This window comes from Xylanibacter rodentium, assembly GCF_013166575.1.
Classification (GTDB): Bacteria; Bacteroidota; Bacteroidia; order Bacteroidales; family Bacteroidaceae; genus Prevotella; species Prevotella rodentium.
The window spans coordinates 18,543-34,236 of sequence record NZ_JABKKE010000008.1 but is presented as its reverse complement, the minus strand read 5'-3'; the positions used below and the strand labels follow the sequence as shown (position 1 = coordinate 34,236).

Below are 15,694 nucleotides of genomic sequence, written 5' to 3'. Positions count from 1 at the left end.
ATCCAATTATATGTAAAATCAATGTATTACATGAAACTGAACAAAGAAGAAAGAGTGCGCCGTGCCGAAGAACTTTTCATGCAGGGCTACAACTGTTCGCAGTCGGTTGTGGCGGCTTTTGCCGACATTTACGGATATACCGAGGAACAGGCATTGAAGCTCAGCGCGGGTTTCGGCGGCGGAATAGGGCGTATGCGGATGACGTGCGGTGCGGCTTGCGGCATGGTGACGCTGGCCGGCATGGACTGCGGGTCCGTTACGGCAGGCGACCGTGAAGGCAAGTCGGTCAACTATCGCGTGGTGCAACAGCTGATGAAGCGTTTTGAGGAGATGCACGGGTCCACTGTGTGTGCCGAACTTCTGAAGCTGAAAAAGGGCGCTCCGCTGAGTTATGAGGCCAGCGAGCGTACGGCCGAATACTACAAGACACGTCCTTGCGTGAGCCAGATAGTATCGGCGGCGAAGATATTTGCGGAATATCTGGAAGATACTGAAGGCCCCTCCCTGCCTCCCCAAGGGGAGGTGTAGGGTGGTTCGGAATAACTCCGCGATAGTCGTGATCATATCAGTAGCAAGCTGGAAATATTGGTAATAACAGTAATAATAACAAATAAAGCAACTACCCTTCTCCTCCCCTTGGGGAGGTCGGGAGGGGCCAAAACAATTATGAAACAAGACGAAAAAGACATGATGCAACTGCCGGAGAACGCTTTCCGTGAGTTGCGTGACGGAGAAAGCTACGAGCCGATGATGAGTCCGCGTGCGAGCTATCCCGAAGTGAATGCATGGTCGGTGACGTGGGGTGTGCTTATGGCGATGCTCTTCTCGGCGGCCGCAGCCTATCTCGGGCTGAAGGTGGGACAGGTGTTTGAGGCGGCCATACCGATAGCCATCATTGCCGTGGGTGTGTCGACGGCCGCCAAGCGCAGCCGTGCTTTGGGCGAGAACGTGATCATACAGAGCATCGGTGCCTGTTCCGGTGCCGTGGTTGCCGGTGCCATCTTCACCCTGCCTGCCATCTATATCCTGCAGGCCAAGTATCCTGAGATGAGTGCGTCGTTCATCAAGATATTCATTTCATCCCTGCTTGGCGGCATCATCGGAATATTGTTTCTCATACCGTTCCGCAAATATTTCGTGAGCGATATGCACGGCAAGTATCCTTTCCCCGAGGCCACGGCCACCACACAGGTGCTTGTCAGCGGCGCGCGGGGCGGAAATCAGGCCAAACCCTTGCTGTTGGCCGGACTTGTCGGCGGTCTGTACGACTTCGTCGTGGCCACTTTCGGATGGTGGAACGAGAATGTCACCTCGCGCATGATTGGCATAGGCGAGACGCTTGCCGAGCGTGCCAAGCTCGTTTTCAAGGTCAATACCGGTGCGGCGGTGCTCGGATTGGGCTATATCGTAGGTCTGAAATATGCGCTCATCATATGTCTCGGTTCGCTGGCAGTGTGGTGGCTGGTGGTGCCGGGCATGTCGATAATGTTCCACGACAGCGTCCTCAACGCATGGGATCCTGCCATAACAAAGACCGTGGGCGAGATGAGCCCTGAAGAGATATTCCGTTCTTACGGTAAGTCGATAGGCATTGGCGCCATTGCCATGGCCGGAATAATAGGTATCATCAAGTCGTGGGGCATCATCAAGGGCGCCGTGAGTCTGGCCGCAAGAGAGATGAAAGGCACTTCGTCGGAAGCCGATAATGCAGAGACGTCCAGGCGTCGTACAGACATCGACATATCGTTCAAGTTCATAGCCATAGCTTCCATAGCCACGATAGTCATCACATTCCTGTTCTTCTGGTTCGGCGTGATGGACGGCAACATGCTCTTCGCCCTCGTGGCCATAGTGCTCGTGGCTGTCATCGCATTTCTCTTTACGACGGTGGCTGCCAATGCCATTGCCATCGTGGGGAGCAATCCCGTGTCGGGCATGACGCTTATGACGCTCATCCTGGCGTCTGTAGTTATGGTGGGCGTAGGACTTAAAGGTACCGGCGGCATGGTGGCCGCACTGATAATGGGCGGTGTGGTGTGCACGGCACTGTCCATGGCCGGCTCGTTCATCACCGACCTCAAGATTGGCTATTGGCTCGGCACCACTCCCAAGAAGCAGGAATCGTGGAAGTTCCTCGGCACACTCGTTTCGGCCGCTACTGTCGGCGGTGTGATGATGCTGCTCAACGAGACCTACGGTTTTGCCAGCGGACAGCTTGCCGCACCGCAGGCCAACGCCATGGCTGCCGTTATAGATCCGCTGATGAACGGCATCGAAGCTCCATGGGTGCTCTATGCCATCGGTGCCGTATTGGCCATTGTCCTCACATGGTGCAAGGTTCCGGCACTGGCCTTTGCTCTTGGCATGTTCATCCCTATGGAACTGAATGTGCCTCTCGTTGTCGGCGGAGCAGTCAACTGGTATGTCACAACCCGTACCAAGGACCCGCAGAAGAACAAGGAACGTGGAGAGATGGGCAACCTGATAGCCTCCGGATTCATAGCCGGCGGTGCCTTGATGGGTGTTGTCAGCGCCATCCTGCGCTTCGGCGGTGTGAGCTTTGACTATGAGGCATGGTGGACCAATCCGCTTTCCGAATTGTGTTCGCTCGCGGCTTATGTGCTGTTGATAGCATACTTCATCCGTGCCACTAAAGTTAAATGACAATCAAAAGACAATCAGTTATGAACAGATTCGTTTGTATTATGCTGTTCTCCCTCCTCCAACTCTGCGCTGATGCTCAGGGTTGGAGGGAGCACGACCGTCACAAAGCGGAGTATTACAAGACATCGTTTGAAGTGTTCTATGGCGGAAAACCGTTGAAAGACGCCAATGCCTCGACGTTCAAGGTACTTGAAAACGGTTATGCCAAGGACGCTTTCAGGGTTTATTACCGTGGCAGACTTCTCAAGGACGCCAATGCGTCGGCGTTCAAGGCTATCAAGCAAGGTTATGCCAAGGACGCTTTCAGGGTTTATTACCATGGCAAACATATCAAAGACGCCAATGCTTCGACGTTCAAGTTGCTGAAAGAAGGCTATTCAAAAGATTCTTTCAGGGTGTTTTATCGCGGAGAATTGGTAAAGGGCGCCAATGCCTCAACGTTCAAGGTCGACGGTCATGGTTATGCCAAAGACAACTTCCGTGCTTTCTATAAAGGGAAATGTATAAGCAAATAAAGCGGAGACAAATCTATGAAACAAATCATCCTGTCATTCTTAATGGTTTTCGGTGCCATGACATCAACGGCTGCCGACTACAATATCACGGCCTACGGTGCCGTGAGCGACACCTCGCGGCTTAGCACCGATGCTGTGCAGCGCGCCATCGACGAATGCTCTCAGGCCGGCGGAGGGCGCGTACTGGTGCCGACAGGCAGCTACAAGATAGGTACGATAGTGCTCAAGAGCAACGTCAACCTGCATCTCGAACACGGTGCCACGCTCTATGGCAGCACACGTCTGGAAGACTATAGGCCGATGAAATCGGACTATGTGTCGCTTCGCACGCAGACAGAGACGATACAGCTGATATATGCCGACGATGTGGCTGGCGTGGTGATAGACGGCCACGGCACCATTGACGGCCGCGGCCGTTCGTTCAAGAAACTGTCGTGGAACGACGAAGGCATCACCCGTCCTCATCTGCTGCGCATAATCCGTGGCCGCGACATAACGGTGCGCGACATCACCCTGCGCAACAGCGGGTGCTGGATGCAGCACTATCTGGCCTGCGACCGTGTACGGATAGACGGCATACGGGTATTCAACCGCAACAACTACAATAACGACGCTCTCGATCTCGACGGCTGCCACGACGTAGTGGTGACGGGAATGCTGGCCGACAGCGACGACGATGCCATCACTCTGAAGAGCACCTCGCCACGCCTCTGCGAGAACATCACCATAACGGGATGTGTGGTGAGCAGCCATTGTAACGCAATAAAGCTCGGCACGGAGACTAACGGCGGCTTCCGCAACATCAATATCAGCGGCATCTGCGTCAAGCCTTCCGAGGACCAGTCGTCGCAGTTCTTCGGTCTGCCCCGCGGTATATCCGCCATTTCGCTTGAAATAGTGGACGGCGGCGTGCTCGAGAATGTCAACGTGAGCGGCATTACGGCCGAAGGCACCGAGTCACCCATATTCGTACGTCTGGCCAACCGTGCACGAGGATATTACGAGGGGCAGAAGATTGACCGCGTGGGTCGCATCGACGGTGTGCACATCAGCAATGTCTTTGTCAACAACGCCGGCCCTTCGGGCTGCTCCATCACCGGCCTGCCGGGCCATCCCGTAGAGAATGTCACTCTGTCGGACATCACCATCTGCCACAGCGGAGGCCAGAAACAGACGCCCATACCTGTCGACGAGAAGGAAAAGGAATATCCCGAAGCCACGATGTGGGGAGTGTTACCGGCCCGGGGATTCTTCGTGCGCCATGCCCGCGGCATCAGGTTTGACGGCATTGAGATACGCACCGCCGCTCCTGACGAACGGCCGGAATATGTAGTGGAGGATGCCGACGTAACGCCCGCAGGTATGTAGCGTTCCGGTCGTAGTGGCGGGTAACCGCCGTGTACGTCTGATGGTTGTCAGCCGATATGTATGTTTTATTCTGAAAAAAACGCATTTCTTTTTTCTCAAAATAGAGAAGCCCGGCTCGTCTCCGGGCTTTCTTTTTATGTGTTTTCGAGGGTGCCAACTTGCCGTAAGGGCCTCCCGGCATCGCCATTACGGCCTTATTGGAGTGCAACGAGGCCACCGTCGCAATGCAATAAGGCCCTTATTGCAATGCAAAACGGCCCTCTCTGCTTTCTTGACAAATCCCCGTTGACGTAACTCGCTGATAATCAGTACTCCCCATTTGAAGCAAAAATCGCGATTTTCGGAATCTTGTCCGGAAATCGCGATACGGATGTCGCTTAACATACGTTAAAGTAAAGTATTTTGGTACTTGCAGGTTTGTGTTGTGTCCCGAATGCACGATTTCAGGTGTGCGCTTGTTGCTCCTGCGGGACGTCCATAAGCCGTTATCATCTTCTTGTCGGTTTTGTCACAACATGACGAAAGTACAGAAGAAAGTTTTCGTTAAGAATGTTTCTATCCTTAATATCGGCAAATACACGAAAAAAATCAAGATGTTTGATGTATATTGGAAAAATATATGTAAATTTGTCCAGACCTTATTGTAAATACAATTATGAACGATACACTTATAAAAATACTAACCTTATTGTTATATGTCGTCACGATGTCGACTCCCTGTCACGGCTTTTCCGAACAAGGCACACGCAAATTCAGGTATATAGGAACGTGGCAGGGACTGCCCGACGGCAACATAACCAGTTTGTTGACCGACTGTCGCGGAGCCTTGTGGATAGGTACCGACGCCGGACTGGCACGCTACGACGGTTATGAGGTAATGACAGTGATGGACCGTGCCGTTTCGGAGATATGCGAGGATGGCGAGCACAATCTGTGGATACGCTCCGGAGACGCATTGCTGCGCTATATACGCAAGGAGAATCGTCTTGATGACGATACGGAAGCGTTTTTCACGTCGATAGGCATCGACAGCACCGCAAAGGAACATGTATTCACCGATGGCGGTAAACGCCTGTGGGTGCTTACCCGTAAGTCTCTCTACCGATATGATTTTGCAAAAAGAAAGTTGTGGCGCGTCACTTCAGGAAGATTGCCGCAGAAGCGAAACCGCGAGTATATATCGTCTGCCGAAGATGGTATGTATATATATATCGGCGGCTGCGGCAACCGTCTGTGGCAGGTGGACAAGAAGACGGGCAGGACGGTTATAACCTCCGTTCCGGCCGAACTGAAGAACAGTCGTCCTTGTGTCTATGCCGACAGAAACGGTGTGTTATGGGCCTATTCCACTCTCAGCGAACAGCTTTACCGTCGCGTTACCGTGGGTGAGAATACGGAATGGCAACAAGTAGTATTGCCTCCTTCGGATGGTGTCCGGTCTTCGGTCTCGGCCAATGCCATACACCAGATAGCCGACGATGGAAAGGGCAGGGTGTGGATAGCCACCGACCATCGCGGATTGTTCTGTTATGATACGGCCTGCGGAGCCGTAACACAGCATATCACTGCCGGCGGCAATCGCGGAGATATGGCGGAAAACAATGTAAATACCCTGACAGTCGACAAGCATGGCACTCTCTGGCTGGGGCATTACAAGCAGGGCATATCCTACAGCAGTCTGGATTTCAGCATGTTCAAACGTTTTGCCAGAGACTGTGGCGATGTCAGCGCTCTGTTCACCGACGAGGCCGGCACGGTATGGGTGGGCACCGACGGTAACGGTCTGTTCCGTACAAGTGCCGACGGCACCCCCGAGCAAACACCGTTGCGCGACATGTGCATAGCAAGCATGTTGCAGGACCGCGACGGACATATATGGGTGGGAACGTACAACAGCGGGCTTTACTGTATGGACCGCGGCGGACGTATCATCAGCAAATATTCCACGGCCGACGGCAGTCTGCCGACAGACATGTCGTGGAAGATATCCGAAGACGATAAGGGAAATATATGGGTATGTTCGGCATTTCATCCCGTGCTGAGGCTCGATCCGGCAACAGGAAGGTACGCGTATTACAAGACTCCGCAGGGCAGCGATGTCTACGGCATGTCGATAACGAAAGACCATGCCGGGCGTATATATATAGGTACATCCGACGGGCTTTGCATATATGATACTGCCGACGGCAGCCAGATATGTACTTCAGCCGACAAGGACGGCAGCCGCCTTTTTCTCAACCGGCAGGCCATGGCTTTGTGTTACGACAGTCATGATATATTGTGGATGGGCCATTACAATGGCCTGACGGCCTGGGACATGAAGACCGATTCGATATGGCTGTTCTCTACAGAAGAGCGTGGCATCTGCAACAACCTTGTCAAAAGCATACAGGAAGACCGTGATGGGAATATTTGGGTAAGCACGGCTGGCGGAATTTCGCGGATAAGCGTTGGCGACAGGGCCAAAGGTGATTTCCGGGTGCTCAATTTCAAGCATATAGCGAGTGAGTCAGACAATTATTTCAACCAGAATTCATCGGCCATAGCATCGGATGGAAGTGTGCTCTTCGGCTGTGTCCGCGGATATGTAGGTATCAGTCCCAAGGCGTATCGGCGTAGCGAGCATCATATTCCACAGATATTTTTCTCCTCAATTACGGCTGGCGGAAAGCCGCTCGACGAGACAGCGGAAAAGTTGGACCTGAGCCATCGAGACCATTCCATTCTTCTGCGTCTCATGACAGATAATCCGGCCGGCTCTTCAGAGGTGCGATATGCGTATACTATTGGCGGAGATAAGGAGTGGATATATATAAACAATCCTGTAATTTCGTTCGCGTCGATGGCGTCCGGCAGTTATTTACTGCGCGTAAAGGCTTGCAACGGTGACGGGGTGTGGAGTCCGGAACGGCGTCTGGCCATATATGTGGCGCCGCCATTTTGGCTCTCGCCGGTGATGCTGTGTTTATACATGTTGCTTGTCGTATTGGGTGTGTGGTGGTTTGTGATGCGTTCACGCAGACGCAACATTCGCCGGATGGACCTCGAACGGCAACGTATGGAGCAAGACAAGAACGTGCGTCTGGCCGAGATGAAACTGCGCTTCTTCACCAATGTGAGCCATGATCTGCGCACACCGCTCACGCTCATCATCAGCCCGTTGCAGATGCTGTTGCGTGAAACATTGCCCGACACGGTCATGCGCCGTCTGCAAATCATGGAAAAGAATGCACGTCTGTTGCAGGACCAGATAAACGCCCTTCTCGACTTCCGGCGCCTTGACGTCGGGGCCGAGCGGCTGCGGTTGCAGTCGGGCGACATAGTATCGTTCGTTCGCGACAGTTGCGAACGGTTCTCGTCTTATGCAACCGACAGGGACATCAGTTTCGGTTTTGATACGGATATAGATGTTATGCAGATGGAGTTTGACCATGACAAGATTCACAAGATAATCTACAACCTGCTCAGCAATGCTTTTAAGTATACTCCCGACGGACGTTCCATCTGCGTCACAATGCGCCGTTTGCCGGACGAGGTGGAGATAAGCGTTGCCGACAGCGGGCCCGGAGTGGCTGACAAAGACAAGCAGCTTGTATTCGAACGGTTCTATCAGTCGGCAGTAGAAGGGTCAGCTGACTCTTATGACATGCAGCATCTTACTGGGAGCGGCATCGGTCTGCATATAGTGAGCAGCTATGTAAGGCTGATGGGAGGTACGGTGTATGTCAGTGACGGAGAGAGTGGTGGAGCTGTGTTCTCATTCAGGATTCCGGCAGACGAGAATGTCAGAACCTGTGCCGAGGCTGTTCCGGATGGTTTGTCCGAAACGGCCGGTGCGTTTACGGTGCTTGTGGTAGATGACAATCGCGATATGTGCGAGTTCATAGGCACATCGCTTGCCGACCATTACCGTGTGCTCACGGCGGCAGACGGTGCAGAGGCCATGGACATTCTCGGTCGCGAGGCGGTGAGCCTGGTGGTGAGCGACGTTATGATGCCCGTAATGGATGGTCTGGAACTGTGTCGCCGCATCAAGAGCGACATACAGCTGTCCCATATTCCTGTCATACTGCTTACGGCCCGCACTGCCGAGGACTCGGTCATGGAGGGCTATGAGACCGGAGCCGACGACTATCTTACGAAGCCTTTCAACATTGATATGCTGAAGTTGCGCATCAACAAATTCATCGAACTGGCCAAAATGAGCCACCTTCGTTTTCAGCAGAAGCCCGACGTGCGGCCGGAGGAGATAACCATAACTACGCTTGACGAGCAGTTCATAAAACAAGCCATAGGTATTGTTGAAGCCAATATGGGCGATTCTGACTTTTCTGTAGAGGCGCTTGGACAGGCTCTGGGCATGAACCGCGTGGCACTATGGAAGAAGCTGCAGGCCATAACGGGCAAGGGACCGGCCGACTTCATCCGCAACATACGTATGAAGCATGGACGTATGCTGCTCGACCAGGGCCGGATGAATGTCTCGGAGATAGCCTATCGGGTGGGCTACAACACAGTGAAGCGCTTTACGGAGAACTTCAAGACAGAGTTCGGCATGACGCCTTCGGAATATAAGAAGACATTGAGGAAATAGAGATGATTGACTGTTTGTGCCGGCCCGGTATGTTCCGCACGGCATTTTACTTATAAATTCAAACATAGTATATATATGGAACAATTACTTCACTACGTGTGGCGCCACCGCCTGCTGCCGGTGAGAGAGCTTGTCACCACCGACGGAAAGAGTGTGGAGCTGATAGATCCCGGACTAGCCAATACGAATGCCGGGCCGGATTTCTTCAATGCGAAAGTGAAGGTGGAAGGTACGCTGTGGGTTGGCAATGTGGAAATACACCAACGGGCTTCCGACTGGCGGCTGCACGGACATCAGAGTGACGGACGGTATGACAATGTGGTGCTTCATGTCGTGGGTGAGGACGACGGGCCTGTGACCGACTCCAAGGGTCGTGTGATACCGCAGGTGGTACTGGAAGTGCCGCCGCATGTCACCGAAAACTATGATGTGCTTATGGGCGAAGACCGCTTTCCGCCGTGCCGCCGCATTGTGCCTCGTCTGTCGCGGCTCACTGTAAGCTCGTGGATGGCGGCACTGCAGACCGAGCGTCTGTCGCGGAAGACGGACGACATATGGCAACGGGTGGAACGGTGCGGCGGCTCATGGGAGAATGCACTCTTTGTTACGTTGGCCCGCAATTACGGATTCGGCATAAACGGCGATGCTTTTGAGGAGTGGGCCATGCACGTGCCGCTGGCGGCTGTGGCTCATCATCGTGACGATCTCTTCCAGATTGAAGCAATATTCATGGGACAGGCCGGGCTGCTTTGTGCCGAAGCCATGCCGGAGCGCTGTCGTGAGGCTGCTGCGGGCGACGGATATTTCCGCAGGCTTGGTGCCGAATACCGCTATCTGGCTCATAAGTTTTCGCTTGAGCCGATGGACTGGCACAGATGGCGTTTTCTGAGGTTGAGGCCCCAGAATTTTCCGCATATACGTATTTCCCAGCTTGCACGTCTTTATCACGGGCAGCGCATGGGGTTGAGGGCGCTGACGGAATGCTGTAATGTGGACGATGTGCAACGGCTGCTTCACACCCGTGTTACAGACTATTGGCAGACGCACTACTCCTTCGGACATGAGAGCGTACGCAACGACAAATGTCTGTCGGCATCGTCACTTGCTTTGCTCACCATCAATACAGCCATTCCCATGCTCTTTGCCTATGGCCGGCATACGTCGTGTGAGGTGTTGTGCTGCAGGGCTTTGGACTTTCTTGACAGTATGCGTGCCGAAGACAATCACATCATACGTATGTGGCGCGATTGCGGATTGGAGGTCCGTACGGCCGGTGACAGTCAGGCGCTTATACAGCTGAAGAACGAATACTGTGACAGGCGCGACTGTCTGAGGTGCCGCATAGGATATGAGTATCTTAGGAACAATCCGTAAGCTATGGATTATGAAATCTATGTTTTACTTGAACCGATTTGAATTATATGTTTTTTTATTTAAAGCAGTGAGATGGATTACATATTTGAAACGAGGATGATGGTGCGCGACTACGAGTGCGATATCGAGGGAATAGTCAACAACGCAAACTATCTGCACTATGCAGAGCATACGCGTCACCTCTTCTTGCGACGGTGCGGACTGAGCTTTGCAGATATGCACCGTCGTGGTACCGATGCCGTGGTGGCGCGCATGAATCTGCAATACAAGATACCGTTGCGTAGTGACGACGAGTTCATATCGCGCCTCGCCCTGAAAAAGGAGGGACTGCGCTATGTCTTCTATCAGGACATCTTCCGCGCATCCGACGGGAAACTGTGTTTCCGCGGTGTTATCGACGTGGTGTGCCTTGTCAATGGCAAACTGGCTGTGAGCCGGGATATAGACAGGGCGTTAATGGATATGGAGAACAAGAAGGAATGAATGTGGTTTGTGCCGTTGATTCTTTATTGATTTGTAAAAAAGAATATGCAACAAGAGATAATATATGCCATGGCGCTTACGCGCATCAGCAACTTCCATCTCGGTACTGCGCTTGCATTGTACCGTGAGTTGGGCGGTGCACGGGCTGTTTACGAACACCGCAACGACATTGGCGACGTGCTGCCCGACTGCTCGCCGCGTCTTGTAAATGCTTTGAAAGACTGGGACGGGGCATTGCGCAGAGCTTGCGATGAAGCAACGTTTATGCAGGAGCATGGCATAACGCCGTTGCCGCTGTGCTCTGACGGCTATCCACAACGGTTGAAGGAATGTGACGATGCACCGGTTGTGCTGTATTACAAGGGGTCGGCCGATATCAATGCACGGCGTGTTGTCAGCATTGTGGGCACACGCCATTGCACGGCTTATGGGCAGGACCTTATACATCGTTTCATGACAGACTTGAGGGAATATTGTCCCGAGGTTCTCATTGTCAGCGGACTGGCATACGGAGTTGACATTTGTGCCCATCGCAATGCTCTTTCATGTGGATACGATACCGTGGGCGTGCTTGCTCATGGGCTTGATATGATATATCCTTCGGCTCATCGCCGTACAGCCGAAGATATGTTTTCGAGAGGCGGACTGCTCACGGAGTTCATGTCGTGTACCAATGCCGACAAAGTCAATTTTGTGCGTCGCAACCGTATTGTGGCGGGTATGGCCGATGCCGTGGTGCTTGTGGAGTCGGCAGCCAAGGGCGGCGGACTCATAACGACTTCCATCGCGTCCGGATACAGTCGCGATGTCTTTGCCTTTCCAGGTCCGGTGGGAGCACCGTATTCGGAGGGTTGCAACAGGCTTATCCGTGACAATGGTGCGGTGCTTCTTACCGGTGCCGGTGATTTTGTCAAGGCGATGGGATGGGACAGCGATACAACCCTTACCAAAGCTAAGGCCGGAGGTATAGAGCGGCAGCTGTTTCCCGAACTTGAGCCGGACGAACAGCTTATAGCCGATTTGTTGCGCAAGACCAACAATCTCCAGATAAACATCATAACCGTAAGGACCGGTCTGCCGATAAATCGTGTCACAGCTTTGCTATTTCAGATGGAAATGAAAGGTGTGGTGCGCCCGTTGGCGGGCGGGACATATCATCTCCTTGTAATATAATGTAAAGTAGGAGCGTTAAATAAGATGAAAAACCGAAATGTATTCATTGTTTTTCATTGCAGTTACATTATTTTTGTTCTCTGTTGGTTTATACATAAAAAGGTTTATAGTACCAGAAAGTGTTTATAAGACAGTAAAGACAACGATGAAGATAGGAAACATAGAATTCGGGCAGCGTCCGTTGTTTCTCGCGCCGATGGAAGACGTCACCGACATCGGGTTCCGCATGCTCTGCAAGCGTTTTGGGGCGGCTATGGTGTATACCGAGTTTGTCAGTGCCGAGGCATTGGTGCGCTCGGTCAAATCGACGATGAACAAACTCACCATCTGCGATGAGGAGCGCCCTGTGGGCATACAGATATACGGCCGTGACGTCGATGCCATGGTCGAGGCGGCGCGTATGGTCGAGGCGGCCGGCCCCGACTTGATAGATCTCAACTTCGGATGTCCTGTAAAGAAAGTGGCGGGCAAGGGAGCCGGTGCCGGTATGTTGCAGAACATACCGAAGATGCTCGAGATTACGCGCAAGGTGGTCGATGCCGTCAGGTTGCCAGTGACGGTGAAGACCCGTTTGGGATGGGACAGCGGCAACCTTATAATAACAGAACTGGCCGAACGGTTGCAGGACTGTGGCATACAGGCGCTTACCATACACGGCCGTACGCGGGCACAGATGTATACCGGTCAGGCCGACTGGACGCTGATAGGCGATGTGAAACGCAATCCGCGGATACGCATACCGATAATAGGCAACGGCGACATCACCTCGGCCGAAGATGCAGACAATGCTTTCCGGCAGTATGGTGTGGATGCCGTGATGATAGGTCGTGCCACGTTCGGCCGGCCATGGATATTCGGTGAGGTGGCGGAATCATCTTTTGGCATTCCCCTCACCGTCTCGGACAAGATAGACATTCTCCTCGAGCAGTTGCGCATCAACGTGGAGCGCATAGACGAATATAGAGGTATTTTGCACACAAGGCGCCATCTGGCGGCCACACCGATATTCAAGGGTATTCCCGACTTCAGACAGACGCGTATAGCCATGCTCAGGGCCGAAACCGTGGAAGAGCTGACGGAGATATTGGAGAGAGTGAGAGTACAGCTTATGACATAGACAGCAGATGAAGAGAATCCTCGTTGCAGCATTTATGGTGTTGGTGTCTGCCGTGTCGGTGGGCAGGAGCAATCCGTACAATCCCGATTCGGCGCAATCTGCCATACGTCCGCGTGTGGCCCTCGTTCTCAGCGGAGGCGGCGCCAAGGGCATGGCCCATATAGGAGTGCTGCGCGTGCTCGAACGTGCCGGCATACCCGTTGACATCATTTGCGGCACAAGTATGGGGGCGCTTGTCGGAGGACTCTATTCCATAGGTTACGATGCCGCCACGCTCGACTCTCTGGTTCATGTTCAGGACTGGGGTTTCCTGCTTTCAGACCGTCTTAACCCCAAGGAGCAGTCGCTCGGCGACCGTGCGGCTCAGGACCGCTATTTCTATTCGCTGCCTCTGAGCGGTTTCAACCGTCAGGCTCTGTCGCGCAGCGGGCTGATAAAGGGACAGAATCTGGCCAATCTTTTCAACCGGCTTACCGTCGGCTACCACGATTCCATCAGTTTTGACAGTCTGCCGGTGCCTTTTGCCTGTGTGGCCACCGACATGGTGAAATACGGTGAGGTGGATTTTCGCGGCGGTTATCTGGCCACGGCCATGCGTGCATCCATGTCGATACCGGCTGCGTTTACACCGGTGCGGCTCGACACGATGGTGCTCGTAGACGGTGGTCTGCGCAACAACTATCCTGCCGACGTGGCCCGTGACATGGGTGCAGACTATGTAATAGGTGTGAGCGTGCAGAAAGAGGAGCATAAGACAGCCGACGATTTTAATTCTGCGGGAGCTGTGCTGACGCAACTCATCGACGTGAACTGCGAGAACAAGTATCGTGAGAACTGGGCCATTACCGACATCCCGATACGTGTTGATGTGGATGGATATTCTATGGCGAGTTTCAACCTTAAGGCTATCGACACGCTGATAGCACGTGGCGAGCGGGCGGCTATGGAGCATTGGGACAGCATCATCGGGTTGAAGCGCAGGCTGGGCTATGACGATGATTACCGGCCGGCCAAGATAAGCCGCTATCAGCCGATGGGAGCGGAACGTAAGGTAAGAGTGGCCAAGCTGGATTTCCGTAACGTGAGCAGTCAGGACACGGCATATCTGTGCCGGCGTTATTCTCTGAGTGAAGGTGACAGTGTGAGCATCATGCAGATAGAGAAGGCCATAGGGGCGTTGCGCGGCACTCTGTTCTACAATGATGCCGGCTATCAGTTGACTGGGCAGCCTGACGGCTACAGGCTGACGATAGATACCGAAGGACGCAAGGCGAGCGAGATACTGATGGGTATCAGGTTTGACAATGAAGAGAAGGTGGCACTGCAGTTTCATGGCATTTTCCCGCTGAGATTCAAGCCGCCGGTGCGCCTCGGTCTGACCGGACGTCTGGGCAAACGGAGCATGGGACGTGTGGAGGCCACCGTGAGCCCCACTCGGATAAACAGCTTCAAACTGTCATACACATTCCGTTATAATGACATAAATATCTATCATGGCGGCAACCGCAAGCTCAACTTTACATACAACCGTCACACCGCCGAACTTGGACTGTTGAGCCTGTCGTGGCGCAACATCATGTTTGATATCTCCGCACGTTATGACTATTATGACTATCGTGACATGTTGTCGAGCGGGAATGCCGGAGCGGGCAGCAGTGATAATGACAGGCTGTTGAGCTATCGTGCCATGTTGAACTATAACTCCCAGGACAATGACTTCTTCACCACACGTGGCAGCCGGTTTGAAGCGGAATATGCCATATATACGGACAATATGTATCAGTATGACGGTCATACTCCCTTCGGCATTCTCTCGGCCAGATGGCGCACGGCGTTGCGTCTGACCGACAGATTTTCATTGAGGCCAATGGTTTATGGGCGCGCGCTCATGGGGCGCGGCATTCCTTACGTTATGGGCAATTTCATTGGCGGACCTTTTTTCGGACATTATATCGAGCATCAGATGCCTTTTGCGGGTTTCGGCAACGTGGAGCGGGCTTCCGATGTGTTCGTCGGATTGGAATGTTCTGCTCAGCAGCGTGTAATGGACAATAACTACTTATCACTGACTTTTTCCGCCGCCTGCCATGACGACAAGTTCGGCAATCTGTTTCGTAGCCTGCCAATGGCCGGGGCACGGTTCGATTATGCTTATGACAGCATGATAGGTCCATTGGGGGCGAGCCTGGGATATAGCAGCCGCACCAACAGTCTGTATATGTATGTCAACCTTGGTTTTGAGTTCTGATGACGTAATATCCGCATTTTTCATGCTCCGTTTCTGACGCATGCGGATATGTCTTTGCCTAAAATGTTGGGCTGTCGGGGATGGATTCACATTTCATAATAGCGCATTTATAGTTGAAATAATTACGAATTGTAATCAAACGGTGCATGATGCGGATA

Annotated in this window: 10 protein-coding genes; all 10 read left to right on the top strand. The window is 53.0% G+C overall.

Annotated features, from left to right (window positions below; genetic code table 11):
• Positions 1–30: 30 nt before the first annotated feature.
• Positions 31–528: a C-GCAxxG-C-C family protein gene (locus HPS55_RS06105; protein WP_172174714.1), complete on the top strand. Its 498-nt coding sequence runs from the start codon at positions 31–33 to the stop codon at positions 526–528.
• A 138-nt stretch (positions 529–666) separates the two neighbouring features.
• The gene (locus tag HPS55_RS06100; RefSeq protein ID WP_172324753.1) at positions 667–2,664 is read left to right on the top strand and encodes an OPT family oligopeptide transporter; all 1,998 of its coding nucleotides are present in this window, start codon (positions 667–669) and stop codon (positions 2,662–2,664) included.
• A 20-nt stretch (positions 2,665–2,684) separates the two neighbouring features.
• On the top strand, positions 2,685–3,179 hold the full coding sequence (locus HPS55_RS06095) for a DKNYY domain-containing protein (protein WP_172174720.1): 495 nt from the start codon (positions 2,685–2,687) through the stop codon (positions 3,177–3,179).
• Between the two features lie 15 nt (positions 3,180–3,194).
• Positions 3,195–4,547, top strand: coding sequence for a glycoside hydrolase family 28 protein (locus tag HPS55_RS06090; RefSeq protein ID WP_172174723.1), 1,353 nt, complete (start codon positions 3,195–3,197; stop codon positions 4,545–4,547).
• Between the two features lie 655 nt (positions 4,548–5,202).
• Positions 5,203–9,141, top strand: coding sequence for a hybrid sensor histidine kinase/response regulator transcription factor (locus HPS55_RS06085; RefSeq protein ID WP_172174726.1), 3,939 nt, complete (start codon positions 5,203–5,205; stop codon positions 9,139–9,141).
• 75 nt (positions 9,142–9,216) lie between these two features.
• On the top strand, positions 9,217–10,515 hold the full coding sequence (locus tag HPS55_RS06080) for a DUF2851 family protein (protein ID WP_172174729.1): 1,299 nt from the start codon (positions 9,217–9,219) through the stop codon (positions 10,513–10,515).
• 72 nt (positions 10,516–10,587) lie between these two features.
• Complete coding sequence (locus tag HPS55_RS06075) at positions 10,588–10,998, top strand: acyl-CoA thioesterase (protein ID WP_172174731.1); 411 nt, start codon at positions 10,588–10,590, stop codon at positions 10,996–10,998.
• A gap of 45 nt (positions 10,999–11,043) precedes the next feature.
• Complete coding sequence (gene dprA, locus HPS55_RS06070; RefSeq protein ID WP_172174734.1) at positions 11,044–12,171, top strand: DNA-processing protein DprA; 1,128 nt, start codon at positions 11,044–11,046, stop codon at positions 12,169–12,171.
• Positions 12,172–12,316: 145 nt separating this feature from the next.
• Positions 12,317–13,288 (top strand): tRNA dihydrouridine synthase DusB, encoded by a 972-nt coding sequence (dusB, locus tag HPS55_RS06065; protein WP_172174737.1) that lies wholly within the window; start codon positions 12,317–12,319, stop codon positions 13,286–13,288.
• A 7-nt stretch (positions 13,289–13,295) separates the two neighbouring features.
• Positions 13,296–15,536 (top strand): patatin-like phospholipase family protein, encoded by a 2,241-nt coding sequence (locus HPS55_RS06060; protein ID WP_172174740.1) that lies wholly within the window; start codon positions 13,296–13,298, stop codon positions 15,534–15,536.
• Positions 15,537–15,694: the final 158 nt, after the last annotated feature.

Excerpts from the sequence above, each read along its gene's own strand:
- HPS55_RS06100 (WP_172324753.1), top strand. The coding sequence starts at position 667 with ATGAAACAAGACGAAAAAGACATGATGCAACTGCCGGAGAACGCTTTC.
- HPS55_RS06095 (WP_172174720.1), top strand. The coding sequence starts at position 2,685 with ATGAACAGATTCGTTTGTATTATGCTGTTCTCCCTCCTCCAACTCTGC.
- HPS55_RS06060 (WP_172174740.1), top strand. The coding sequence starts at position 13,296 with ATGAAGAGAATCCTCGTTGCAGCATTTATGGTGTTGGTGTCTGCCGTG.
- HPS55_RS06090 (WP_172174723.1), top strand. The coding sequence starts at position 3,195 with ATGAAACAAATCATCCTGTCATTCTTAATGGTTTTCGGTGCCATGACA.
- dprA (WP_172174734.1), top strand. The coding sequence starts at position 11,044 with ATGCAACAAGAGATAATATATGCCATGGCGCTTACGCGCATCAGCAAC.
- HPS55_RS06075 (WP_172174731.1), top strand. The coding sequence starts at position 10,588 with ATGGATTACATATTTGAAACGAGGATGATGGTGCGCGACTACGAGTGC.
- HPS55_RS06080 (WP_172174729.1), top strand. The coding sequence starts at position 9,217 with ATGGAACAATTACTTCACTACGTGTGGCGCCACCGCCTGCTGCCGGTG.
- dusB (WP_172174737.1), top strand. The coding sequence starts at position 12,317 with ATGAAGATAGGAAACATAGAATTCGGGCAGCGTCCGTTGTTTCTCGCG.
- HPS55_RS06105 (WP_172174714.1), top strand. The coding sequence starts at position 31 with ATGAAACTGAACAAAGAAGAAAGAGTGCGCCGTGCCGAAGAACTTTTC.
- HPS55_RS06085 (WP_172174726.1), top strand. The coding sequence starts at position 5,203 with ATGAACGATACACTTATAAAAATACTAACCTTATTGTTATATGTCGTC.